Source organism: Gracilimonas sp. BCB1, assembly GCF_040117685.2.
GTDB lineage: Bacteria > Bacteroidota > Rhodothermia > Balneolales > Balneolaceae > Gracilimonas.
Map to the genome: position 1 here is coordinate 24,826 of NZ_JBEDYP020000012.1, position 23,956 is coordinate 48,781.

Consider the following 23,956-nt stretch of genomic DNA (forward strand, 5'->3'; position numbering starts at 1 on the left):
AACAAATACTGAATGCTTTTGTTGTAGCCAATGTGCAAGTGTTCAGGCAAAATTAAAAATCAGACTATAAGTCAATTACTCATACAATGAAAAGATTATTATTACTCTTCACCCTTACCGTACTGGTAGCCTCTTGCCAGCAAGCACCTCAAAAGGTTGCTCTCAATTGGGAGGAAGCCGAGTCGTTGCCGATGGGAATTTCCAACAATGCTGTAACAGCAGCTCAGGTTGACGGTGAGTGGTTTGTGTACACCTTTCTTGGACTGGAAGAAGGAAAAACCCATGCCGATGTAAGTGATTTCGCAGCTCGCTTCGACGTTAATAAAGGAATCTGGGAGCAAATCCCCGGTGTGCCTGACGAAACCGGTCGTTTGGCCAGCACTACTGAAACCGTAAACGGACAGATTTACATCTTTGGGGGCTACACGGTAGCTGAGGATGGTTCTGAAGTATCAACACAAGAAGTTTTCCGATACGATCCTGACGCCAATACTTACGAGCAGGTGGCCGACATGCTTCTTCCCGTTGAAGACGCTGTATCCCTTGTTTATCAGGACCGCTACATCTATCTGGTTAGCGGATGGAATAACACCAACAATGTTTCGAATGTACAGGTATATGACACACAGACAAATTCCTGGTCTCACGCTACGCCATATCCCGGCCCTCCGGTATTCGGGCACTCAGGTGGCATTGTAGGGAACACTATGGTTCTTTCCGACGGTGTGCAAACTGTTGTTGATGAAGGTGAGCAGATTTTCATGATGTCTCCGGGAAGCATTAAAGGAGAAATCAACGCTGAACATCCGGAAGAAATTAACTGGACGCGTATTAAGCAACATCCGGGCCAAGCACGCTACCGCATGGCAGCTGTGGGGATTTCCAAACCCGTAGAAATGGTTGTGTTCGTTGGCGGATCAACTAATCCATATAACTACAATGGGATAGGCTACAATGCCAAGCCGGCCTTTGCTGAAAGCACAACATTTGCCTATCGCCTGGACACCGAAGAGTGGGTTGAGTTAGGTGAAATGCCGACAGCTACTATGGATCACCGCAGTATTGCCAGAGCAGGCAATGAGTTTTACCTGGTGGGCGGAATGGTTAACGACCAACGAGTTACTAACCTGGTTCAAAAATTTACTGTTGAGCTGGAAGCAGCTAACTGATCCGAATCTTATTTTTACTTTTCTAAAGCGAAAGGCGTAACTGCCTTTCGCTTTTTTATTGAATCATTTTCTGAAGTATCTTCACTCTGATATCAGCATAAACAGAAAGACTTAAATTTTCTTACATGACCATGAAATCATTATATCTGTTCATCGCCTCCTTTATCCTGCTTGCCGCATGCAGTTCTTCCCCGGCCGACCAAGCCGCACAAACCATCACCAAAGATTCCTTGCTCAGACATATTGAAACGCTGTCTTCGGATGACTTTATGGGACGGGCAACCGGAACCAAGGGTGAGCAAATGACCGTCGATTACCTGATTTCAGAGTTTGAGGAAATGGGAGCCCAGCCCGCAGCCGAAGAAAACAGTTACACACAGGAGTTTCCGCTTTTGGGCCAAAAAACTTCAAATGCAGAAATGTCTGTTCAGACAGATGGCCGCTCTCCCTTTGCCCTTCAGTATTATGATGAGTTTATGGCATGGCCGGCAAACCAGGCGGAAGAAATAAATGTGCGCAACGCCGAGTTAGTGTATGTGGGTTATGGAATCCAGGCTCCGGAAGAAGACTGGGATGATTTCAAAGGCGTTGATGTAGAAGGCAAAATTTTGGTCATCAAAAACAATGACCCGGAATTTTCTCCGAATGTTTTTGCGGGTAATACCCGCTTGTACTATGGGCGTTACTCCTACAAGTATGAAAAAGCAAAAGAAATGGGAGCGCTTGGTGCCATCATCATTCACACTACCGAAACAGCCGGCTATGGCTGGAATGTTGTTGCTAATGGATGGAGTCGCGAACGTTTTTACCTGAAGGGTGAAGGAGACGCTTCTGCTTCACCAACCCAATTCAATGGCTGGCTTACCCAGGAAGCAAGCCGACTGTTGTTTGAAGAAGCCGGACTGAACTTAGCCGAACAGATGGAAGCTGCCGATAGCCGGGATTTTGAACCGGTCGGGCTTTCGGGCGTTCGTATGAACGTGAGCATGGATGCTGATTACCGGCAAATAGAGTCCCAAAACGTACTCGCAAAAGTGGAAGGAAGCGACCCTGAGCTTAAAGATGAGTACCTGGTCCTAACCGCCCACCTCGATCACCTTGGAATAACAACTCCGGTGGAAGGCGATTCTATTAACAACGGAGCCTCTGATAATGCTGCCGGAGTAAGTGCCCTGCTGGAAATGATGGAGGCCTACAAATCTATACAGCCTGTTTTAAAGCGAAGTGTATTGGCCCTGGTTGTGAGTGCTGAAGAAGTTGGCCTGTTGGGTTCCCAATACTGGGCGGAGAACCCAACCGTAGAGCCTGGAAAAGTTACCGCAAACATCAACCTGGACGGCATGAACGTGTATGGCAAAACCCGGGATGTTGTAGTTGTGGGTTATGGGAGAACTTCGCTTAGCGATTTACTGGAAGAAGAAGCCCGCCAACAAGGCCGAACCGTTAAGCCGGATCCATATCCGGAGCGGGGATACTTTTATCGTTCTGATCATTTTAATATGGCTAAAGTGGGTATCCCCGCAATCTTTCCGAATCCGGGAACGGAATACATCGATAAAGGAGATAATTTCCTTGCTGTTCGGGATAGTGTTGCGGACGCCAATTATCATACAGTGAGCGATGAGATCAACGAGTACTGGGATTTAAGCGGCGCCGAAATTGACACCCGCTTGTTTTTTATGACCGGTTTCCGGGCTCTTAATTCTGAATCTCTCCAAAGCTGGAATTCCGGTGACGAGTTTGAAGCCACCCGGCTTCGCATGCTTGAACATGTTGAAGGGCAATAAGAAATCCACCCTTCTTTTATTCATAATACTATTTTGTACTTTTCTGGTTAAAGTTTCCTGATTTTATACCGAAAACTACTCAACAGCGTTGAGCAGCAACCCTCGTTAGAATCATTAACATGGAACCACTGAAATCACTTGTTAGGAGAGACCTGAAGCCGGCCTACTGGTCGTGGCATGTTAAAGATGACCGTCTGACTTTTGGAATATCCTTTTCAGATTTCTTTGGATTTACCGGGGATGAGGTGCCATCTACTTTTGAAGAACTTTCAGGCTTTTTGGAAGAAAATGACCGGTGTAAGTTCACCGAAATTATAGAGCCTCAATCACAGCGCGAAGAAGCCCGTCGTTTTACTTTTAAAACCAATCACAACACGGCTGATAAAGAAGACTCTTTCACCCTGATATGGGAGGGGGAAGCGATTGAAAGGGAAAAGGGAAGTCCAGTTTTAATAGTTGGGCAGGTACAAAGAGTTTCTTTGTTTGGCAGCAAACTAACTATACGTCAACAGGCCAGCCTCTTTAGGAAATTGATGAACCACCTTCCGGACAGCATTTTCTTTAAAGACCGGGAAAGCCGGTTTTTAGCAATTAACAATGCCTGTGCCTCCAAGCTGGGGGTGAATGACCCAAAAGATGCAGTAGGGAAAACAGATTTTGACTTCTTTGACAATGATCATGCACGCCAGGCCCGGCAGGACGAAGTTCAGATAATGGAAACCGAACAGCCTATCATCGGCAAGGTTGAAAAGGAAAGCTCGAAAGAAGGTAAGAAAACTGCCTGGGCGTCTACCACAAAATTACCCTTATATGGGAAAAACGGAACTGTAGTCGGTACATTTGGCATTACACGAGATGTTACGAGGCAACAACAATCAAAGCTTGAGCTTCATCAAGCCGAAGATACCCTTGCCCGACTTTCGGAGCAGGTCCCGGGCTTCTTCTATCTTTTCCATTATAAAACTGAGGGCCAGGCCTGCTTCCCATATGCTAGTGAGGGCATTTCCGACATCTATGAATTAGAGCCTGATGATGTCAAAGATAGTATTGACCCAATCATAAACCGGATTCATGAAGACGATATTGACCGTGTAGTGAGTTCAATTCAAAAAAGCACGTTGAATCTGGAAACCTGGGATATTGATTATCGCGTCGTTCTGCCTGAGAAAGGTATTCGGTGGGTGCGGGGTATCGCAAACCCGGTAAAACAACCAGACGGGAGCGTAATCGGGTACGGATATATTACCGACATAACAGAAGAGAAAAAACAGTATAAAAAGACAGCGCGACTACAGGAACAGCTTCAGCAGATTATAGATTTTGCCCCAAACCTGATTTTTGTTAAGGATATTGACGGACAATTCCTTATGGCAAACGAATCTGCCGCCGAGTTCTTTAATCTAACGGCCGAAGAAATGGTAGGAAAAAGTGATATTGAGGTCGGAGTTCCGGAAGAGAAGGCAAAACGATACCTCGCGGTAGAAAAGGAGGTTATCGAGAATAATGAACCTTTGTTCATTCCTGAGGATAAAACTATTCTACCTGACGGAAAAGAAATATGGCATCAAACCATTAAGGTCCCCTTTCTCAATACCGATTCAGGCAAACCGGCCGTGCTGTCTATTGTAACTGACATCACCCGCAGAAAAGAAAATGAGCTGAACCTGAGGAACAGTCTGGATATTATCGGGGAGCAAAATAAGCGATTGCAGAATTTTGCTCATATCGTATCCCACAACCTGCGTAATCATGCCGGTAATATTTCCATGCTACTTTCTCTTTATGACATGGAAGAATCACAGGAGGAAAAAGATGAACTGCTGAGTCACTTAAGTTCTGCATCCGATCGCCTCAATGAATCTATTGCCGACCTGAATGAAATTATCGATCAGCAGTATAAGACTGCCGATAATCTCAAAGAGCTAAACCTGCAGGATACCATTTCAAGAATCAAAGAAATTCTCACTACCGATATTCTCGCAAATAACGTGCAGTTTGACGAGCAGGTGCCCGCTGATCTTTCTTTAGAGTATAACCCTGCCTATCTCGAAAGTATTATCCTAAACCTGCTTTCCAATGCCATCAAATACCGGCATCCCGACAGAAAGCCTCACATCACGATTAAAGCATGGGAAGATGAAGGCGGGGTATTTTTTGAGGTTTCCGATAATGGCTTAGGCATCGACATGGAAAAATTCGGACATAGATTATTTGGCATGTACAATACTTTCCACGGTAATGATAACGCCAAAGGCATTGGCCTTTATATCACTAAAAATCAAATAGAGTCTATGGGTGGATCCATAGACGTTGACAGCATTCCCGGAGAGGGAACAACCTTTAAAATACAATTAAAATGAGTTCACTGAAGAGTATCTGTATCATTGATGATGACAAAATTTATACCTACGGGGTTTCCAAAATTATAAAAAACTACCTCCCCGGAAATGCGGTTACTTCGTTCGAGAATGGAAGAAAGGCCCTGTCTGCCATTAAAGAAATGGAGCAAAACGATGACGAACTTCCGGACTTAATTCTGCTCGATATCGACATGCCGGAAATGAATGGATGGGATTTCCTGAATGAGTTCCAATCTATTCGAGACAAAGTGAATAAAGAGATTCAGATCTTTGTAATCAGTTCCCGCATCGATAAAAAAAATCAGGAAATATACCGGGTAGAGTGGGATCAAAAAGTGGATGACTTTATCCAGAAACCCGTCCAGGTTGAGGCACTGAAGAAACTGCTTGCTTAAACATTCAAACACATTTTGTTTTTCGATTATTCGTGAACCTTCTTGGCGCCGGAGAAGTTGATAGTATTAGTAAACCACTCAACTAACATCTGCTAATGAAGATTCAAATTTGGTCGGACGTAGCCTGTCCGTTTTGCTACATCGGAAAAAGACACCTTGAAAAAGCACTCCGGCAACTGCCTGATCTGGATGTAGATATCGTCTGGAAAAGTTTTGAGCTCGACCCAAACGCCCCTACCGAATCCGATCTTGATATCTATGACACCCTCGCCAAAAAGTATGGGCGAGACAGAGAGTGGGCTAAACAAATGAATACGAATATGGTTCAAATGGCTGCCAATACCGGACTGGATTTTAACATGGATGAGGTTAAGCCCACAAACTCTTTTAATGCTCACCAGCTTCTGCACTTGGCCCGCGAACGTGGCAAACAGGATGAAATGAAAGAGGCTTTGCTATCTGCTTACTTCACAGAAGGAAAACACGTGGGCAAAACTGAAACATTGGTTCAGATCGCTACTGACATTGGGCTTGATAAAAATGATGCAGAGAAGGTATTAGAGAATAACAGCTACTCTGGCCAAGTTGTAAATGATGTGGAGGAGGCTCACCGGCTTGGAGTTCAGGCCGTGCCTTTCTTTTACATAAATGAAAAGTATGGACTTTCAGGAGCCCAGCCAGTAGAAGTCTTCATGGAGGCCCTTCAAAAAATTTCTGAAGAAAAAGTTAGTTAGAAATTCCTCCCTTCGCTCTTATAAGCTCTTTTCCGGCAAATGATTACGGCATATTATGTGTTTAATATCCTGCAACGACGATAAATCTGGCATGGTTTTTCAAAGTTTAATTTATCGCAGTTGTCAAAACACTTTTTTTGAAATAGATTTTTACACCAATTAAAAAATTTCAAAGTCCTATGAGAAACTTATTTATCACACTGATAACTGCTGCCTTGTTTGTATCGTGCAGCACCGACGCCCCCAACGAAGGGGCTTTTGTTACTCTGTTAGGAAATGACACCCTCGCAGTCGAGCAGTTTACAAAAACAGATTCAAGTATCACTGCTCAGGTTATTTTACGAAGTCCTGAAGTTCGAATTTCCACCTATATTCTACATTTTGATGAATTAGGTGGAATTGAGAGTATGGTACAGACCGACCATTCTCCGGTTAATGGTTTTCAGGAAGACGGTGCCACCGTTCGTAACATCACAAAAGTGGGAGACAGCCTGTCGATTAGAGTTTTAAGAGACGAAGAGTACATCTCTTACCGGGCTCCATTTGAAGAAGGACTCCTGCCTTTTATCGATATGGTGCACTGGCCGTATGAGTTAGCATTTAACAAAGCTGCTGAAGCTAATCAGGATACCATCATTCAGCCCCTGTTGTCTGGTAATAGAATCATGGATTTCACGATTGCTCAAATTGAAGGTGATTCCATGACGGTTCGCCACCCTTCCCGAGGAGTAATGGGAGTAACAGTAAATCGTGATGGCGACATTCAGCACCTTGATGCAGGCCTGACTACACGCAAGCTTAAAGTATCTCGCACCAGTAATCTTGATATGAATGCATTAGCTAATCAGTTTGGCAATGAGCCGGTGGGAGAACTTTCAGGAGCTGTAAGTGCAGAATATTCGTTTAAAGGAACCAACTTCCGGGTAGATTTCGGCTCACCCAAAAAACGAGGGCGCGACTTATTTGGCAATATCGTGCCATGGGGCGAACGCTGGAGAACCGGAGCCAACAGGGCAACTCACTTTTATACCTCAGAAGATTTAATGTTTGGTGATCTTGAAGTTCCTGCCGGTGAATACACCTTATTTACAATTCCTCAGCCTGATGGCGGTACACTTATCATAAATAAACAAACCGGCCAAAACGGGCGTTCTTATGATGAAGGCCGTGATTTAGGTCGTGTACCGATGGAGATTTCCACCATCGAGGAAAACGTTGAGGCGTTCACTATTTCTGTAGAGGAAACTGAAGAAGGCGGCGAGCTTAATCTTGCATGGGGTAACACTGTGTTTAAAGCAGATTTTACCATCAATAGATAAAGCCGCTCACTTTCTATTTTAAGGGACGCACTGTTCAGGTGTGTCCTTTTTTTACTTTTTCTAAGCTCTATAAACCTGCTACCGCAGCAATCAAATAAGATTAGTGCCCTATCTTTGATCAGGATATTTCTTTTGGGAACCGAAACGACAGCTGATACATCCCTGTGTTAATTAGCTTGGATTCGGCTTCTATCTGAGTTAGCAGCGAATCTACCAAAGTGGCGCCAAGCCCGGTCAACTTATCAGGTTTTTGATCAGTTACTCCACTTCCGTTATCCTGATAAACGATTTTGTAATGCTCTTCTTCCTCAAAAGCCGAAATTTGAATTTGATAGCTGTCTTGTATTTCATTAAAACCATGCTTTAAGCTATTGGTAATCAGTTCGTTTAAAATAATACCTATGGGCACACCGTGGTTTACATTTAAATAATGAATGTTGATATCCAATTTTACATCTATATCTCGTCTTGCTTTATTAAAGCTCTCAATAATAATATCGGCTAATTCCCGGATGTACTTTTTAAGATGAATTCGGCTAACGTCCTCGGATTGATAAATGAGTTCATGCACTTTGGAAATAGAGAGAATCCGGTTAGTACTCAGTTTAAGTGCAGATCGTGAAAACTCATCCGTAGCTAACCCGGATTGTAAATCAAGCAAACCCGAAACCACAGCCAGGTTGTTTTTAACCCGGTGATGTATTTCCTGAAGCAGTACATTTTTCTCCTCTATATTCTGTTTCAGCTCAAGGTCCTGCTGCTTAAGCACCCTGTAACTTTCATCCTGTTGTTTAATAATCTGTATTAAAGACTTATTGAAGATGTGCACAAACATGGCGATGATCATACTTACCAGCGAGAGTACAATCCCGTGAGTAATCCATTTTGTCGGGGTATTTAACTCGGCCCCCAATAAACCCGGGGATAAATACCCGGCCAAATACCCATATGCAATAATGATATAGGTAAGAATAGATATAAAGAATAACAGAACAGCCCAGCGAACATTAAATACCAATATCCCAAGAAAAGGTATAAGTACAAATACCGTTCTTACCGTAGAATTAAGCCCGTGCTGATACAGGTCGGCTACAAAGAACAAATACACGGCCAAAAGAATGAAACCTCCTTTAAAAAATAGAGAAACCTTTTTTCTGAAATAGTAGAGCGTGAAAACAGAAAGTATGACTGTAAGGTCTATGTAATTGAATAGATCAAGGTTTTCCAAACGGAACGGAATCTGCGGTATCAGAAAAGCAATCAGGGCAATAATTGCCCCATACAGCACAAAGCTGTCAATTAACTTTGTTTTAACGGATTCTATGGTAATCCTTTGTTCCTTAGTTACTGTCATTTTTTACCAACTGTGATTTTAAACCAATACCCTAACTTGTTCCCTAAGCAAAAAATTAAATAATGAATTACTGATCCTGTCTTGCAGAATTATGTCCACAGTTATCGACCGGTCCCCGTCATTCTTTACCATACAATGTAAATAAAGCAGGTTTCTTTATGGTTGTTTTTTCCAATCCTGATAATTCAACCACGCCGATATCAACAGGGCTCCAGCACCTGACGCAGCAACAATAAAATCTACAAGAGCAGCATTCCAGTAAAAGCCCGTGATTATATCCAGATAATATTTAATGTAGGATGCAGGCAAGTCCGTTTCACCAAGAGCCCTCTTCACCTGCCAATGCCAATCGGTGCATGGGCAGTAACCCCAGCCATAAATGGCCCCCAATCCTACCCAAGAAAAAATAGTTGCTGATATTACATAGAAATGCAGCTTTCTTGTTTTCAGCCAAACCCACCCCGTCAGGTTAAAGGCAATCAATGAAAAGTGAAATACCAAAAAGAACACATCCAGGAATTGATACATAGCCAACACCCATTTAAGACTTCTTCCTGCTCATAAACGTTTCAACCCGCTGCATATGCTCAGCATCTTCCCAAAGCTCTGCAAAAGGCTCTATTTCTGCTTCCAGCGATTCTTTTCTGTGAGAAGAAAGCCTTGAAGCTCCTTGCTTTAGAGTCTGAATGAACTTCCGGTCATTCTTGGTGAGCTTTTCTGCCCATTCCAATGCTTCACTCTCCAAATCCTTTCCCATTACTATATCTTCAATTAGCCCATGGGCAAGAACACTGTTTGCGGAATGAACCTCCGCCTTCCCGCACCACTCCAATGCTTTCGCTCGTCCAACTTTTTCCACCAATCTTGTCAACCCTCCCCAACCGGGAACCAGGTAAAAACGTCCCTGGGTGAAGCCAAATTTTGCATCAGGCACCGACAGCCGAAAGTCAAAGGCCAGCATCAGCTCAATTCCACCTCCGTATGCAGCACCGTTTATGCAGGCTATGGTCCAGCAAGACAAACGTTCAATCCGGTTAAAGATATCATGCATTCGCCTCGACATCTCCATCGCTTTTTCTTTGGATTGAATGGTGTGAAATTTTTTGAGATCGCCTCCGGCCACAAAAGATTGCTCTCCGGTCCCACTTAAAATAAAAACCCTGATTTCATCGTCATTTTCCAAAGTGTTTAGCAGCTGCTCGAGCTCGTCCATCACATCAAAGTCGATGGCATTTCTGGCTTCAGGGCGATTAATCGTTGCCCATAGAATGTGTGGAGAAATGCGTTTTCGGGTAATACTCATGTCCTGATTTTTATTTCAAAATAGATATTATCTTGGTTAAGAAAGGAAATGAAAAAATAATATATCCAATAAACGGCCTCCCGACATCAAAAAAGCGCTTACAGATATAACAAACTTATTTTTTGCCTCTAAGTAATTGATAAAACCCGTGAAATGTGGCATAATTAGGCCTATGGAATCCATCCAAACAAAAAAAATCAACAAGACTCTGTCCTCGGCACACAACGACGTGCGCATTGCCCATATTTTAAATAAGTACAGGGAGAAGGTACTTATCACTACTTCTTTTGGAACCACTTCAGCGCTTCTCATTCATATGATTAGCCGTATCAGGCCCAATCATCCCATTCACTTTATTGATACCGGGTACTTATTTCCTGAAACTCTTGAGTATAAAAACACACTGATTGAGCGATACGGCATAAACGTGATCGATCATGTTCCCAACGAGCGAAAACATCGCATTACTCAACAAAAACGGATGTGGGAGTCAAACCCGGACTTATGTTGTCATTACAATAAAGTTGAGCCTTTAGAAGAGGTTAAAGAAGGGCATAAAGTTTGGATTTCAGGCTTGATTGGATATCAAAACAGGTACCGCAGCGGACTCGAAATATTTCAAAAGAGAGAAAAACTCCATCGCTATTACCCGCTTATCGACTGGAGCCCTGAAATGGTGGACGACTATTTCGAAAGTTACGGTATTCCCCGCCATCCCCTGGAGCGTTTTGGCTACCACTCTGTTGGTTGCACCCACTGTACAAAAAAGGGAGAGGGACGCAATGGCAGATGGGGAGAATCCGGTAAAACGGAATGCGGACTGCATTGGTAGTTAAAGGTATTTGAGCTCATTTCCATTAAGCTGCCGTATGTAATGGTACATAATTCCAAGATGTACCAATCACATTAAGAAATGAGTTCTAACACCAAAAAACGCTCTCGTCTAACTTTTACTCCCTCGATTTTTTCTGCTTTAGCCCTGCTATTGATAGCTACAAGCCTTCAAGCGCAAACCACTGTACTAAAAGATATAAATCCCGGCAGCAGTGATGGATATATTGAATACATGACCGTAGTTGGGGACACCATGTACTTTGTTGCTGACAACCAGGAAGATGAAGGCGAGCTGTATATAACAGACGGCACGAAGGAAGGAACCAAGAAAATTACAGACCTTGCGCCCGATGATGATTATCCTGATATCGAAGAACTAACTCCTTTTGGGAATAAAGTTATTTTTACAGCTGTAACTGAAGAACATTCGGATGAAGTGTATGTGTCGGACGGAACATCTGCAGGAACCTACCTGCTCAAAGACATTTATCCGGGCGATTACTCTTCGGATGCAGAGCATTTTGGAGTTATGAATGGCAAAGCATATTTCCCCGCTGAAGACGGCCGCTATCCGGATGCCGATAACGGTGAAGAACTTTGGGTTACGGATGGAACCTCGTCCGGAACTTATCTTCTTAAAGATTTAGATCCCGGTCAATATTTACAATATGCCTGGAGTAATGAAGAGACCAACTACAGCTCTCGTCCCGATAACTTTTTTGCTCACAATGGAACCCTGTACTTTTCTGCCCGGCATCACGAATACGGAGAAGAGCTTTGGGCTACGGATGGAACTGCCGATGGCACTTATATGGTCAAGGATATCTTTCCGGGGAAATATGAAGATTCAGATGACATAGAAAATGATAGCTCGCCTATGAATTTTTCCTCTATAAATGGCACGGTTCTATTTAATGCCGAGAGTGATACTACATACAAACGATACTTATACACTACCGATGGCACAGAAGAAGGAACCAAAAAGTTTCTGGATGAGGAAGTTTATATCATTGAAGAGCCCGTTGAGTTTAACGGGAGCTGGTATTTCATCTCCGGCACCAAGCTGTGGAAAAGTGATGGTACCCCGGAGGGTACATCTGTAGTTATTGATATGGCTGTAGATAATTATGTAATTGAAGACGGCTCTGACCTGAGCCCGAAAATATTTAAGCTTAACAATCAGCTTTATTTCTTCAGCACCTATGTTCTTTGGAAAACCGATGGCACTAAAGCAGGAACTAAGAAGCTGGTAGAATCTATCTTCAACCTGTTTAATTACCACCACACTGATTTTGCAACGGTATATAACGGGCGCATCTACTTTGCCGCATCTGATGATGGGTATGGTCAGGCTCATGTTTCTGGGCGTGAACTCTGGATGACCGATGGCACACCGGAGGGCACCATGTATGTGGCGAACCTGCGTACGGGCATTGACCGTGGCGAGCCTGATGGTTCAGACCCCGAGAACCTTCGGCTACTGAATGGGAAATTATACTTTACAGCCGAGGGTGATTCTTTGGGAAGAGAAATATGGATGACCAATGGCCTCCCTCAGCGATATGCCCAAATAAAAGACTCTCTGAGACTGGCTGAGTTCCCAAATTTTGGGGCTACTATTAATTTTACCGAAATAGAAGAGTCGTTTACAGTCTATACCACCTTGAATCCCGATGCAGGGACAGAACAGATCAACCTCCCCGATTCGCTTTCACTGGTATCTGATAAGCTTTGGAATTTCCACACCGAAACAGAACCCTTATTTCATGCTGAAGTCTGCTTTTCTTTACAGCAAATAGATTTATCAAACTTCGATACCACCTTGTTAGCCATTGCAAAAAGAGCAACTGATCAATCCGGATGGCATGTATTGTCCTCTTCTTTGACTGAAAATCAGGAATCGATTTGTGCCTCAGGAATTACCTCTTTCAGCGATTTCACTATTGTTGAACGCCCCCAACAGAATACCAATGTTTCGGTTGAAGATGAAGGTTTTCCACATACATTTGCACTTAAAAACGCCTACCCTAATCCCTTTAACCCCACTACAACCATCGGTTACACAATTCCTGATGCAGAAAATGTTCGTCTGACAGTCTATAACCTGGTGGGACAAAAAATCTCAACCCTGGTTAACGAGAAACAATCTGCCGGAACGCATCAAATTGATTTTGATGCCAGTCAGTTATCAAGTGGAATTTATTTTTACCGGCTTGAAGCAGGAGGGCAGGTACTCGTTAAAAAAATGACGCTCCTAAAATAGAAAGCCTCTGAAAATTTTAAAGCTCAAAAGGCTGTTTGGATGACTCTTCCAGCCATTCCAGGTATTCCTGATTCCCTTCGTCTTCGGTAATGGTAAAGGAAACGACGGCAGGCACTTCATAACTGTGCATTTCCTTAATACGGCGTGTTACTTTTTTTACCCGGGAATAGTGCGTTTTCACGATAAGCACACACTCGTCTTCTTCCTGAATTTCACCTTTCCATTTGTAGATGGAATTCATGCCGTCAAAAATATTGGCACAGGCCGCCAGGTTTTCTTCAACCAGCGCACGGCCTATTTTCCGTGCTTCTTCTTTATCTGAGGTGGTGATGTAGAGGAGGCGTAGATTTTTATACATAGTGAGCCAAAATTCCGTATTTCAAATTCCAATATCCAATGCTTTTTTGCATTGAACTTGTAAAAGCTTACGAAGTCTGTTCGATGACCACTTTATATGGGTAAAAAGTTGAATTCAGAAATTGAAAACCTTATCTTTGCAAGCTCTGAATTTTGCGAGAGTGGCGGAATTGGTAGACGCGCTAGATTTAGGATCTAGTATCTTAACCGATGTGGGGGTTCGAGTCCCCCCTCTCGTACTTCCTTCCTAATCATAATTGTAATCCTGTTCATTTATTGAATAAAAGTAATTAAAGCGGAGAACACGTGGATATTTCTGTAGAAGAGCTCACATCTGTAGATAAAGAAGTTACCCTGAAAGCAAAAAGAGAAGACCTTCAGGAAGATTTCGACAAAGCATATAAAAAATACAAAGACCAAATTCAGCTTCCGGGATTCCGTCCGGGCAAAGTACCCATGGGACTGGTTAAAAAGAGATTTGGCAAAGAGATTGAACAAGAGGAAATCAGCAACATCATCCAAAAGGTATTTGAGAAAGAAGTAGTGCCTGAGTATGAGCCGGTTGGCGAAACAGAAATGGTTGATTTTACCTGGGAGAATGACGAGCTGGAAGTGAAATTCAAAATCGGGTCAAAGCCCGAAATTGAGGTCGCTGATCTTTCTAAAATTGAAGTGAACAAAATGGTTCACGATGTAACCGATGAAGAGGTTGAGGAAGAAGTAGAGAGAACCCTGGAGCGGGAAGGAAATTGGGAAGAAGTGGATGAAGCTGCTTCTGAAGAAACTCAGGTATTGGTGGATGTTGTCTCTAAAACCCACGGCGATGAGGACAAAGATCAGCGCATCGACCTGAGAAAAGATGATGCCTCTGAGTTCTTGGAAGCCCTTAAAGGCAAAAAGGCCGGTGATGTTGTTGAGATGACGATCCCGCATGGTGATCATGAAGATGAGCTCGAAATTACCCTTAAGAAAGTGCAGAAAATGCACAAAGCTGAGCTCTCGGACGACATCATTAAAGACCAAAGCAATGGCGAAGCAGAGAACCTGGATGAGTTCAAGAGTTACATCAAGAGCCGCATGCAGCAGTATTATGACCAAACATCCGATGATTTATTCAAGAATGATGTAGCCGATGCTCTTGTTGAAGCACATGATTTTGAAGTTCCGGAAACCTTTGTTGCTCAAATTCAGGGATCCTATGTGGATCAGCTGAAACAACAGCAAGGCGGAGAACTTCCGGATCACTTTGACGCAGAAGAATATAAGGCCGGAATAAAAGACCGTGCCGTGCGTGAAGCCAAGTGGTCGTTCATCAGCCAAAAACTGCAAGAAACATTTGAAGATATCGAAATAAAACCCGAAGATATCGACGAGCATCTTGCAGGTCAGGCTGCACAGTACGGAATGCCCGTAGATCAGCTGAAGCAGTATTATGCACAACAGCCACAGATGCTTGAGCAACTTCGCAGCAGTATACGCGAAGAGAAAGTATTCGACATTTTGCAAGACAAAGTGAAAACCAAAGAAATCAGCAAAGAGAAGTACCGCGAACAGCAAGAAAAGAAAGACGACAAGAAGAAGAAAAAATAACCGATCACCCAGGACATTATGATATCTGATCAACCGCTATTTGAAGACCCGAATTTAGATTCCGTTCAACCGGTACAAAACAACCTTGTACCGATGGTTGTGGAAACCACCAGCCGTGGCGAACGCGCTTACGATATTTATTCACGGCTGCTTAAAGACCGGATTGTAATTCTGGGTTCGCCCGTTAACGACACCGTGGCGAGCTCAATCATGGCTCAGTTGTTGTTCCTGGAGTCTGAAGACCCTGAGAAAGACATTAATTTTTATATCAACAGCCCCGGTGGCGTTGTCTCTGCAGGCCTCGCAATCTACGACACCATTCAGCACATCAAATGTGATGTAGCCACTACCTGTATGGGTATGGCCGCAAGTATGGGAGCGGTATTACTAACAGCCGGAACTGCCGGGAAAAGAAGCTGCCTGCCACACTCCCGCGTGATGATTCACCAGCCTTTAGGCGGAACCCGCGGTCAGGCAAGCGACATCGAGATTGAAGCCAAAGAGATTATCCGGGTTAAGAAGGAATTAAGCCAGATTCTTGCTGACCACAGCGGAAAATCTGTAGAGCAGGTTATGGAAGATTCTGACCGTAACAAGTGGATGACAGCTCAGGAAGCAAAAGACTACGGATTGGTTGATAACGTGCTGAACAAGTCTGCGGATTCCAAATAAGCGGCATTTTCATTAAATTGAGCTTGTTATGAGCGATAAAGAGAAAAATAGTGATATAGTACATTGTTCATTTTGCAGCCGTTCGAGCCTGGAAGTGAACAGTATGGTAGCCGGTCCCGGTGTTTATATTTGTGACCGTTGCGTGGAAGATGCATCCAGCATCATCCAAAGTGATTTGGCCTCCTTAGCCCGCCGACGGGAAAAGAGCTACAAACCGATGCTCAAGCCGATCGAGATTAAAAACAAACTCGATGATTACGTAATTGGGCAGGAACTCGCCAAAAAGACCCTTTCAGTAGCGGTTTACAATCACTACAAGCGTATTTCTGCTGAAACGGCTGAAATTGATGACACACAGATTGAGAAGTCTAACATCATGTTACTGGGCCCTACCGGAAGCGGTAAAACCCTTTTAGCCCGCACGCTTGCCAAGATTATTGATGTACCTTTTACCATTGCTGACGCTACTGTATTAACGGAAGCCGGCTATGTGGGTGAAGATGTGGAAAGCATTCTAAGCAACCTGCTGCAAGCCGCTGATTACGATGTGGAACGCGCCAAGCGCGGAATCGTATATATCGATGAGGTGGACAAAGTAGCCCGCAAGAGTGATAACCCCTCTATTACCCGCGATGTGAGCGGAGAGGGCGTTCAGCAGGCTTTATTAAAGATTTTAGAAGGAACTGTAGCCAATATTCCGCCTAAAGGTGGGAGAAAGCATCCTGAGCAAAGCTTTATTCAACTGGATACAGCTAATATTCTATTTATTTGTGGCGGTGCTTTTTCAGGATTGGAAGAAATCATATCCCGCCGCCTGTCAACAACTGTGATGGGCTTCAACGCTGCCGATCAGGTTAAGTTCAACAAAGAAGATCCCGAGATCTTTACGCATGTTGAACCGGAAGACCTTCAGCATTTCGGGCTCATTCCCGAGCTGATCGGCCGGTTACCTGTTATCTGCGGATTGCATGAGCTTTCTGATGATGCTATGCTCGACATCCTCCAGACGCCGAAAAACGCGCTTGTTAAGCAGTATAAGAAACTGTTTAACATGGAAGACGTTGAGCTGGAGATTGAAGAGGAAGCACTCAAGGCTATCGTCAAGAAAGCCAAGGCCCGGAAAACAGGAGCCCGCGGATTGCGCTCTATCATGGAAGCAGCCATGCTGGATATTATGTTCTCCCTTCCGTCTATGAAGAACATAGCGCGATGTGTAATCACTGAGGAGACCATTGAGAAACAAGCTCCTCCGGTTTACGAGAAACAAAAAGCTTCTGCTTAAACATCAGCCTCTCTTTTCAGAGAGGCTTTTTTGTTTACGCTGCTTTCCTATATTCAGCCAAAGAATTATTCTTCATTTATGAAACTCTTTGTTCCATCCAACAGGATTAAGCTTATACTTGTGCTGCTGCTCATATTTCTGGGTGTAGGGTCAGTGGTTTATAATCAATATCTGGTAACCAAAATTCTGGAGCAGGAACGTGCCAGTGTGGAGCTTTGGACACGAGCTATAGAATTTAACAGCCAGCCCGTGGATGAGCAGGCAAGTACTATGCTGCTGAAGGCTATCGGTATTCTTGAAGGCATTGAAGAAGTTCCCGACAGCGTAATCAGCCTTATTGAAGATGCAGAAACTACCCGAAATTCTTCTGATTTTGTTACGGAGGAAATTATCCTTGAAGACCGGTTTAAAATTCCCACCATTGTTATCGATTCACAGGATGTGATTTTGCACCAGCGTAATATAGATTCTCTAACTATGGCTTCTGAGCAAAAAAGAGGAGAGCTTGTCCGCGAATTCAAGAGCCTGAATAACCCCATCGATTTTGTGATTGGAGATGAGAACCGGCAAATGACACAGTTCGTGTATTACGGAGAAAGCCCGACGGTTCAGATGCTACGGTATTTCCCCTACATCCAGATTTTGCTGCTTGGGCTATTACTGGGAATCGGATATACAACCTATCGGAGTATCACTCGCTCGGAGCAATCAAATTTATGGGTGGGAATGGCTAAAGAAGCTGCTCATCAGCTTGGAACGCCTATTTCCAGTTTGTATGGCTGGCTGCAATTGCTGAAAGACGAATATCGCTATGAAGAAACAGCTACTAATATTGCCAACGAGATTGAGAAGGACATTCAGCGATTAAGAGGGGTGGCGGAGCGATTTGGGAAAATTGGTTCCGAACCCGAGCTGAAAACCATGGACATTCAGCCTATCCTTGAACAGGTGATGGTATATATGGAGCGCCGACTGCCACGTTTGGGTAAAGCCATCGAGGTACGGAAAGACCTAAATGCCACTGCCAGGGTAAAAACTAACCCCGAACTTCTTCAGTGGGCCATTGAGAATCTTGTTAAAAACGCAATGGATTCGCTAAAAGGCATTGAAAAGGAAGCGTATATTTCGGTTATATCCAAAGTACAGGAGGGTGAAATCATCATCGATATTGAAGACTCGGGTGGCGGAATCGAAATTCAAAACGTGAAAAATATATTTAAGCCCGGGTTCAGTACAAAAAAGAGGGGCTGGGGGCTTGGCTTAAGTCTCACTAAGCGCATTATTGAGGATTACCACAACGGGAGTGTATTTGTGTTGCGCTCAGAGCTTAATGAGGGAACCACCATGCGGGTAACGTTGAATATCGAGAAAAGTGAAGAAGAAGTGTATCCGTTGTTAGATCAGTCACCGGTGTAGCCGCGCTTTTTGGCATACTCCAGCAACTCTGTTTTCAGGAGGTTTCGACCACGATGTAACCTTGAACGAATGGTTCCTATCGGCACATCCAGCATGTTGGCTATTTCTTCGTAGGTAAACCCATCCACATCACAAAGCAACACAACCGTTCTGAAGTCTTCGGGGAGCCTTTTTAATGCATTGGATAGGTCATCATCCATCATTTCCCGGAACATCAGATTCTCCAGATCAGAAGTATCTGTCCGTTCAGCTCTGATGGATTCATAGTAGGAGGAAACCTCGTCATAATCTACCTGTGAGGGTTTTTTTGAGGTCTTCCGGTAATTGTTAATGAAAGAGTTTTTCAGGATCCGGAACATCCACGCCTTGGCGTTGGTCCCTTTTTCATAACTACTAAAAAAACGATAGGCCTTAACGATAGTGTCCTGAACGAGATCTTCTGCATCGTTGGGGTCAGTAGTCAGTCGAAGGGCAAAATTATACAACGCATCCATGTGAGGTATAATCTCTTCATCGAAATCCTTCTGCTTCTGCTTTTCATCTCTCGTTAACTGAGACATTCAACCATCCCTTAATTATTTCAATAACTAATAAGCGTATCTAATTTTATTGCTACGCTTCTTTATCCTCTTCGGTTTGCCAATACTACCTAAACAATGCTTTAATATTAAATAGATTGTATTGATGGACCCATTAACCAATATCTTACTTACGACAATAAAGCAATTACCATGATGTCGTAAATAGCGTGAGTCCAGGCCGCCACACCAAATCCTCTCCAAACATAAATCCCATTCAGTATTAAACCAAATAAAAACCGATATAAAAAGGATCCTAATGTGAAAGCATCTCCCATTGAGCCAACATAATGTACCGCAGAGAATAACAGTGCCGAAAGAACTACAGCAGCGGTTACGCCGGCCCATTTTTTTCCTAAAACTTTTGTAAAAAGGAGTATAAAAAGGGTAACGAGAATCACCCTAAAGAAAAGTTCTTCATATAAACCCGCACCTAAAGAAAGAGCTAATTGTTGTGTTACAGATAAGCTGCTGATTGGGTCGCTGGCAGCTATATTCAAGACCAACGACACCAGAGACTGGCTGATAAAGGCCACAACTATAGCATACAGGGTAGACTCAAGAATCAAAACCGGAAAGTATGAGAAGCGAAGGGTTTTCAGTCTCTCCCGTTCTTTATATACAATAAAAAGCCCGATAAGCACCACAACCAGCAATGAGAACGAGACTGCATTTACCCCCAGATAGGTAAACAAGCTTTTGATCCACACATCTACGCTAATCCGAACTATGGATTCTCCTACGGGCTGAGAAATCACAATCAAAAGCTCATAGAGCAAAAACAGGGGTAAACTTACAAGAAAGCTATAGAGTAAGTTATTGGTGTTCTCAAAATATGATTTAACGGGGTTAGTCATTTATTTCCGTGTAAATAGTTACAGCTGGCCGGTCGGATTCATCGAGCCTGAGTGTACTAAATGCTTTCCCTGAAAGTTTCAGTCCCGCCCCTGTTATGCGGTCATTAACCCGAACATACAGCCCATTTCCGGTTTGTATATTCTCAACAAAAATAATGCTCCCCAAAGCAATATTAGAATGTGCTGCCGTTAATGCTTCCTGGTCATACAGCTCTCCGTTTGTAGTTGTTTCTCCAACCTCAGATTCTTCATACTTGATCACATTCACCTCACCGAGATCCTGAAGGTTTGCCTTCTGTAAATAGGGATTCTCATATTTTCGGGATGGGGGAAGCAACACGGTTACTTCTTGTCCCTCAGCCAGTAGATTAGGTTGAAGCTCCGGGTTTAAAGACTGAAATTCTTGTTCTGTCATCTTAAATTTTGAAAGTAAACCCGATAATCCTTCACCCTGCTGCACTTCATAAATCGAAAACACACCCTGAGGTGATGACTCTTCGGAAAATTCAGAAACAGACGGAGCCGCGCTTACCTTCTTTTTCACCGCCAAACGCTGCCCAATGCTCAGATTTGATCCTGAAATGTTATTCAATTCCCTCAACTGACCTACCGTCATATTATGGTCTCGGGCTATTTGATACAAAGTATCGCCGCTTTTCACAATGTAAAATACGTTCTGTGACTCAGAGGTCTGATTAACCAGCGGGTCAGAGTTTTCTTCTTCAGCGGGGGCTCGGCTTGAGCTTCCTCGCCATTCCGGATGAAATAAGTCAACTCTTGTCCGAGCTCAATCTCATTTCCAGAAAGCTCATTCCACTGCTTAAGTTCGGCAATGGTTACGTTCAGCTTTTTTGAAATACCATAGAGGGTATCGCCTTGCTTCACCTGATAGGTGGCACGATCTTGCGCAAGTAAGGAAGTACTGGCAAATAGCATCACCACAAATAGTGTAGATAATTTTTTCAGAAAAGCTGATGTGTTCTTCATGACTGTTCGTCTATTTCGATTTCAAGATTCAACAATGCCCCGGACAGCTCAGATTTTGTATGATTATCGTTTTGAGCTTCGGCTACTTTGATACCCTCTTTATAGGTGTCGAACGCTTTTTTGTTCTCGCCCAGAGCTTCATATAACTTTGCGAGATGATAATACACACCTACATAATTCGGGTCGCTGTTTCTAATGGCCTCAAACAAGACCCGGGCTTTTGAAGTCTCATCAATCTTCAACATTTCCAATGCCAGGGCAAACTTGTAGAAAGAGTCATCAGGATGATCTTTTACTTTTTTTGCCAACGTGGAAATTCGTGAACTCATTGTGCAGCAGCCTTTATATTTGCTTCGATGTCTTCTATGGAATCGCCGCCAAACTTCTCCAGGAAAGCATTAGCCAGCACCGGGGCAAGTACGCTCTCGGCAACCACTACCGCTCTGGGCAGCGCACAAACATCCGAACGCTCGTACCGGGTCTCCGTTTCTTCCTTGGTTTTCATGTCCACTGTACTCAGCGGGTTCAGCATGGTGGGAATGGGCTTCATCACTCCTCGAAGAATAATCGGCATTCCTGTACTCATGCCACCCTCGATACCGCCCATACGATTGGTGCGGCGACCAAAGCTGTTATTTTCATACGTAATTTCATCATGAACTTCATGACCGGGGCGATGGCCGGCTTCAAACCCAAGCCCGATTTCCACACCCTTCATCGCCTGAGTTGACATAATTGCCTGTGCGAGCTGCCCATCCAGCTTTCGGTCCCAATGCACATAGCTGCCTAAGCCAACCGGCAGGCCTGTGATCACAATTTCATAGATGCCTCCGAGAGATGATCCTTGTTTTCGGCGAACTTTAATCTCTTCTCTCATTTGTTCGGATAACTCTTCATCCAGGCAGCGCACATCCGACTCATCGGCCGCTTTGTAAATGGCTTCGGCTCCTTTTTCTGCCAGCGGGTCAGCAATAGCTCTCACTTCATTCCAACTTTCAAACCCCACAGAACCGATCCTTAACACATGGCCGCCAATCTCGATTCCGAAATGCTTTAAAAACTTGCGGGCAATACTACAGCAAGCAACACGCATGGCTGTTTCACGAGCACTCGACCGCTCTATGACCGGGCGGATGTCGTCAAATTTATATTTCTGCGCTCCTACCAAATCGGCATGTCCGGGGCGAGGAAGGGTTATTTTCTCAATTCCTTCAGCCTCTTCCTTCTTGTTCATTACGGTTGGCCAGCCGGCATCATCTTTTTCAAAAGCCCGGTTTGGCATGCTCATGGCTATAGGGCCACCCATGGTTTTTCCAAACCGCAGCCCGGAACTGATGGTAGCAAAGTCTTTTTCAAAGGCCATTCGTCCGCCGCGCCCATATCCCTGTTGCCTGCGTACAAGGTGGGTGGCAATTTCTTCTTCGGTAAGGGGTAATCCTGCCGGAACACCTTCTACAATTCCCGTTAGAGACGGGCCGTGTGATTCTCCGGCTGTAATGTATCTGATCATTCGTTTTATTAAATCTATTGAATTTGTTTTGCTCGTTCCGAAAGTGTGCGATTATCCTTACAAACTTCCGTCCTGAATTTTATCCGGGCACTTAAGATAATCATAGAATCAACCGAATTTATAAGAGAATCTGCCCCTTAATTAAGTTTTTTCGACGGTTTTTTCATGATTCACCTAATCTAAATCAGTCTTCAAACTAAGGCGAGTGATACCACCCAGACGGGAATACGAACTCCGGCTCAGGTCAACGACAACCGATTTGATATTAATTCCCACTCCGAATGCGATCCCGGCCAGGTCAAAATCTTGCCCGGTTTGTGTTTGCTCGTGTAAATAATGATCGTAGCCTAACCGCACGGTTACGTTCTCCCCAAAGTAGGTTTCACCGCCAAAAATTATGTGACGAAATACATTATCGACAAATGAAGGCTGCTCGGTTTCTCCAAATACACGTAAATCCCAATCATTCAGTTTGTTTAGGGTGAGGCTAAGCTGAAACGGAAAGGCTTCCGGTTTTTTGGTGAAACCCACCGACACATCAAGTGGTAAAGGCTCGCGATCATCAGCATAAGTGGTTATCTGTCCTCCTAAATTCCGAATTGAAACCCCTGCACTAAAATGACTGGCTGTATCCTGATAGAACAACCCTCCTGAAAATGCCAAAGCACTTGATTTATAGGAAGCGTAAGAAGAGTGAATAAAATCGATGCCCGCGCCGGCGGTGATTTTTTTTGATAGGGGAAGACTATAAGCTCCGGTTAGGGATATATCATTGGCGTTGAAATTACCGAGATCATTCCCATCTTCATCAAGCCGGTCAAATTCGCCGTAGCCAACAAATCTAATCCCTGCCGCTATCGTCCCGATGTTTTCAAACTCATAAGCTCCACTTGTAAACCCCATATTTGCATCGGCAAAAAAGTTGAGATAAGACACTGATACTGAACCTGATGCTCCGCTATTCAGATATGCCGGATTTACATGTATAAGGCTGAAGTCTGCATTAAATAATCCAACGTGATTTCCTCCAAGAGCCGCTGTTCGGGCGGTTGGAGTAACATCTAAAAAACGAAATACACTTGATGTATTTGACTGTGCCACCGTACATTGGGCACCAACAAAAAACAACAATATGGTTAACAGTAATCGCAAGGTATTTAACTATATATAAATCACAATTGGCAAAAAT

At 43.8% G+C, this 23,956-nt stretch carries 23 protein-coding genes and 1 tRNA gene; 13 read left to right on the plus strand and 11 right to left on the minus strand.

What is annotated here, in order from left to right; translation table 11 throughout:
* Nucleotides 1-86: 86 nt before the first annotated feature.
* The 6 genes from ABFW99_RS06490 to ABFW99_RS06515 all read left to right on the plus strand — a co-directional run bounded on the left by ABFW99_RS06490 (nt 87) and on the right by ABFW99_RS06515 (nt 7,764).
* Nucleotides 87-1,169 (plus strand): Kelch repeat-containing protein, encoded by a 1,083-nt coding sequence (locus tag ABFW99_RS06490; protein ID WP_349354703.1) that lies wholly within the window; start codon nt 87-89, stop codon nt 1,167-1,169.
* A 131-nt stretch (nt 1,170-1,300) separates the two neighbouring features.
* Nucleotides 1,301-2,956 carry a M28 family peptidase gene (locus tag ABFW99_RS06495; protein WP_349354704.1) on the plus strand — a complete coding sequence of 552 codons (1,656 nt, stop codon included), beginning with the start codon at nt 1,301-1,303 and terminating at the stop codon, nt 2,954-2,956.
* A 119-nt stretch (nt 2,957-3,075) separates the two neighbouring features.
* Nucleotides 3,076-5,316, plus strand: coding sequence for a PAS domain-containing protein (locus ABFW99_RS06500; protein ID WP_349354705.1), 2,241 nt, complete (start codon nt 3,076-3,078; stop codon nt 5,314-5,316).
* Nucleotides 5,313-5,711 (plus strand): response regulator, encoded by a 399-nt coding sequence (locus ABFW99_RS06505; protein WP_349354706.1) that lies wholly within the window; start codon nt 5,313-5,315, stop codon nt 5,709-5,711. Before ABFW99_RS06500 ends, ABFW99_RS06505 begins: the two co-directional genes overlap by 4 nt.
* Nucleotides 5,712-5,806: 95 nt before the next feature.
* Nucleotides 5,807-6,445: a DsbA family oxidoreductase gene (locus ABFW99_RS06510; protein ID WP_349354707.1), complete on the plus strand. Its 639-nt coding sequence runs from the start codon at nt 5,807-5,809 to the stop codon at nt 6,443-6,445.
* A 179-nt stretch (nt 6,446-6,624) separates the two neighbouring features.
* On the plus strand, nt 6,625-7,764 hold the full coding sequence (locus ABFW99_RS06515; RefSeq protein WP_349354708.1) for a DUF2911 domain-containing protein: 1,140 nt from the start codon (nt 6,625-6,627) through the stop codon (nt 7,762-7,764).
* Between the two features lie 118 nt (nt 7,765-7,882).
* On the opposite strand, the gene ABFW99_RS06520 is transcribed toward ABFW99_RS06515, so the two are convergent.
* The 3 genes from ABFW99_RS06520 to ABFW99_RS06530 form a co-directional block, all read right to left on the minus strand.
* Nucleotides 7,883-9,118, minus strand: a complete 1,236-nt coding sequence (locus ABFW99_RS06520; RefSeq protein ID WP_349354709.1) for a sensor histidine kinase — start codon at nt 9,116-9,118, stop codon at nt 7,883-7,885.
* Nucleotides 9,119-9,274: 156 nt separating this feature from the next.
* Nucleotides 9,275-9,646: a DUF2784 domain-containing protein gene (locus ABFW99_RS06525; protein ID WP_349354710.1), complete on the minus strand. Its 372-nt coding sequence runs from the start codon at nt 9,644-9,646 to the stop codon at nt 9,275-9,277.
* A 13-nt stretch (nt 9,647-9,659) separates the two neighbouring features.
* Nucleotides 9,660-10,421 carry an enoyl-CoA hydratase/isomerase family protein gene (locus ABFW99_RS06530; RefSeq protein ID WP_349354711.1) on the minus strand — a complete coding sequence of 254 codons (762 nt, stop codon included), beginning with the start codon at nt 10,419-10,421 and terminating at the stop codon, nt 9,660-9,662.
* Between the two features lie 172 nt (nt 10,422-10,593).
* Here ABFW99_RS06530 and ABFW99_RS06535 point away from each other — a divergent pair, with 172 nt between their 5' ends.
* Both ABFW99_RS06535 and ABFW99_RS06540 read left to right on the plus strand, forming a co-directional pair.
* Nucleotides 10,594-11,253, plus strand: coding sequence for a phosphoadenylyl-sulfate reductase (locus ABFW99_RS06535; RefSeq protein WP_349354712.1), 660 nt, complete (start codon nt 10,594-10,596; stop codon nt 11,251-11,253).
* A gap of 81 nt (nt 11,254-11,334) precedes the next feature.
* Nucleotides 11,335-13,518: a T9SS type A sorting domain-containing protein gene (locus ABFW99_RS06540; protein ID WP_349354713.1), complete on the plus strand. Its 2,184-nt coding sequence runs from the start codon at nt 11,335-11,337 to the stop codon at nt 13,516-13,518.
* A 16-nt stretch (nt 13,519-13,534) separates the two neighbouring features.
* Here ABFW99_RS06540 and cutA read toward each other — a convergent pair whose 3' ends face one another.
* Complete coding sequence (cutA, locus tag ABFW99_RS06545; RefSeq protein WP_349354714.1) at nt 13,535-13,876, minus strand: divalent-cation tolerance protein CutA; 342 nt, start codon at nt 13,874-13,876, stop codon at nt 13,535-13,537.
* 154 nt (nt 13,877-14,030) lie between these two features.
* Here cutA and ABFW99_RS06550 point away from each other — a divergent pair.
* From ABFW99_RS06550 to ABFW99_RS06570, 5 genes are all read left to right on the plus strand, one after another.
* Nucleotides 14,031-14,114: transfer RNA gene (locus ABFW99_RS06550), tRNA-Leu, on the plus strand.
* A gap of 67 nt (nt 14,115-14,181) precedes the next feature.
* Nucleotides 14,182-15,465 carry a trigger factor gene (gene tig, locus ABFW99_RS06555; RefSeq protein WP_349354715.1) on the plus strand — a complete coding sequence of 428 codons (1,284 nt, stop codon included), beginning with the start codon at nt 14,182-14,184 and terminating at the stop codon, nt 15,463-15,465.
* Nucleotides 15,466-15,483: 18 nt separating this feature from the next.
* Entirely contained in the window at nt 15,484-16,137 is a 654-nt protein-coding gene (gene clpP, locus ABFW99_RS06560; protein ID WP_349354716.1) for an ATP-dependent Clp endopeptidase proteolytic subunit ClpP, read from the plus strand.
* Nucleotides 16,138-16,165: 28 nt separating this feature from the next.
* The gene (clpX, locus tag ABFW99_RS06565) at nt 16,166-17,419 is read left to right on the plus strand and encodes an ATP-dependent Clp protease ATP-binding subunit ClpX (RefSeq protein ID WP_349354717.1); all 1,254 of its coding nucleotides are present in this window, start codon (nt 16,166-16,168) and stop codon (nt 17,417-17,419) included.
* A gap of 78 nt (nt 17,420-17,497) precedes the next feature.
* Nucleotides 17,498-18,835, plus strand: a complete 1,338-nt coding sequence (locus tag ABFW99_RS06570) for a HAMP domain-containing sensor histidine kinase (RefSeq protein ID WP_349354718.1) — start codon at nt 17,498-17,500, stop codon at nt 18,833-18,835.
* Here ABFW99_RS06570 and ABFW99_RS06575 read toward each other — a convergent pair.
* From ABFW99_RS06575 to porQ, 7 genes are all read right to left on the minus strand, one after another.
* Entirely contained in the window at nt 18,820-19,395 is a 576-nt protein-coding gene (locus ABFW99_RS06575) for a sigma-70 family RNA polymerase sigma factor (protein ID WP_440707456.1), read from the minus strand. The genes ABFW99_RS06570 and ABFW99_RS06575 overlap by 16 nt on opposite strands.
* A 149-nt stretch (nt 19,396-19,544) precedes the next feature.
* Complete coding sequence (locus ABFW99_RS06580) at nt 19,545-20,270, minus strand: CPBP family intramembrane glutamic endopeptidase (RefSeq protein ID WP_349354719.1); 726 nt, start codon at nt 20,268-20,270, stop codon at nt 19,545-19,547.
* Nucleotides 20,263-20,913 carry a LysM peptidoglycan-binding domain-containing protein gene (locus ABFW99_RS06585; RefSeq protein WP_440707457.1) on the minus strand — a complete coding sequence of 217 codons (651 nt, stop codon included), beginning with the start codon at nt 20,911-20,913 and terminating at the stop codon, nt 20,263-20,265. The genes ABFW99_RS06580 and ABFW99_RS06585 overlap by 8 nt, the downstream gene beginning before the upstream one ends.
* Before the next feature lie 14 nt (nt 20,914-20,927).
* On the minus strand, nt 20,928-21,257 hold the full coding sequence (locus ABFW99_RS06590) for a LysM peptidoglycan-binding domain-containing protein (protein ID WP_349354721.1): 330 nt from the start codon (nt 21,255-21,257) through the stop codon (nt 20,928-20,930).
* Nucleotides 21,254-21,586: a tetratricopeptide repeat protein gene (locus tag ABFW99_RS06595; RefSeq protein ID WP_349354722.1), complete on the minus strand. Its 333-nt coding sequence runs from the start codon at nt 21,584-21,586 to the stop codon at nt 21,254-21,256. Before ABFW99_RS06595 ends, ABFW99_RS06590 begins: the two co-directional genes overlap by 4 nt.
* Complete coding sequence (gene aroC, locus ABFW99_RS06600; protein WP_349355038.1) at nt 21,583-22,764, minus strand: chorismate synthase; 1,182 nt, start codon at nt 22,762-22,764, stop codon at nt 21,583-21,585. The genes ABFW99_RS06595 and aroC overlap by 4 nt, the downstream gene beginning before the upstream one ends.
* A gap of 177 nt (nt 22,765-22,941) precedes the next feature.
* Entirely contained in the window at nt 22,942-23,919 is a 978-nt protein-coding gene (gene porQ / locus ABFW99_RS06605) for a type IX secretion system protein PorQ (RefSeq protein WP_349354723.1), read from the minus strand.
* Nucleotides 23,920-23,956 lie beyond the last annotated feature (37 nt).

Coding starts and splice junctions, on each gene's coding strand:
- ABFW99_RS06490 (WP_349354703.1), top strand. CDS start 87: ATGAAAAGATTATTATTACTCTTCACCCTTACCGTACTGGTAGCCTCT.
- ABFW99_RS06495 (WP_349354704.1), top strand. CDS start 1,301: ATGAAATCATTATATCTGTTCATCGCCTCCTTTATCCTGCTTGCCGCA.
- ABFW99_RS06500 (WP_349354705.1), top strand. CDS start 3,076: ATGGAACCACTGAAATCACTTGTTAGGAGAGACCTGAAGCCGGCCTAC.
- ABFW99_RS06505 (WP_349354706.1), top strand. CDS start 5,313: ATGAGTTCACTGAAGAGTATCTGTATCATTGATGATGACAAAATTTAT.
- ABFW99_RS06510 (WP_349354707.1), top strand. CDS start 5,807: ATGAAGATTCAAATTTGGTCGGACGTAGCCTGTCCGTTTTGCTACATC.
- ABFW99_RS06515 (WP_349354708.1), top strand. CDS start 6,625: ATGAGAAACTTATTTATCACACTGATAACTGCTGCCTTGTTTGTATCG.
- ABFW99_RS06520 (WP_349354709.1), bottom strand. CDS start 9,118: ATGACAGTAACTAAGGAACAAAGGATTACCATAGAATCCGTTAAAACA.
- ABFW99_RS06525 (WP_349354710.1), bottom strand. CDS start 9,646: ATGTATCAATTCCTGGATGTGTTCTTTTTGGTATTTCACTTTTCATTG.
- ABFW99_RS06530 (WP_349354711.1), bottom strand. CDS start 10,421: ATGAGTATTACCCGAAAACGCATTTCTCCACACATTCTATGGGCAACG.
- ABFW99_RS06535 (WP_349354712.1), top strand. CDS start 10,594: ATGGAATCCATCCAAACAAAAAAAATCAACAAGACTCTGTCCTCGGCA.
- ABFW99_RS06540 (WP_349354713.1), top strand. CDS start 11,335: ATGAGTTCTAACACCAAAAAACGCTCTCGTCTAACTTTTACTCCCTCG.
- cutA (WP_349354714.1), bottom strand. CDS start 13,876: ATGTATAAAAATCTACGCCTCCTCTACATCACCACCTCAGATAAAGAA.
- clpP (WP_349354716.1), top strand. CDS start 15,484: ATGATATCTGATCAACCGCTATTTGAAGACCCGAATTTAGATTCCGTT.
- clpX (WP_349354717.1), top strand. CDS start 16,166: ATGAGCGATAAAGAGAAAAATAGTGATATAGTACATTGTTCATTTTGC.
- ABFW99_RS06570 (WP_349354718.1), top strand. CDS start 17,498: ATGAAACTCTTTGTTCCATCCAACAGGATTAAGCTTATACTTGTGCTG.
- ABFW99_RS06575 (WP_440707456.1), bottom strand. CDS start 19,395: ATGTCTCAGTTAACGAGAGATGAAAAGCAGAAGCAGAAGGATTTCGAT.
- ABFW99_RS06580 (WP_349354719.1), bottom strand. CDS start 20,270: ATGACTAACCCCGTTAAATCATATTTTGAGAACACCAATAACTTACTC.
- ABFW99_RS06590 (WP_349354721.1), bottom strand. CDS start 21,257: ATGAAGAACACATCAGCTTTTCTGAAAAAATTATCTACACTATTTGTG.
- ABFW99_RS06595 (WP_349354722.1), bottom strand. CDS start 21,586: ATGAGTTCACGAATTTCCACGTTGGCAAAAAAAGTAAAAGATCATCCT.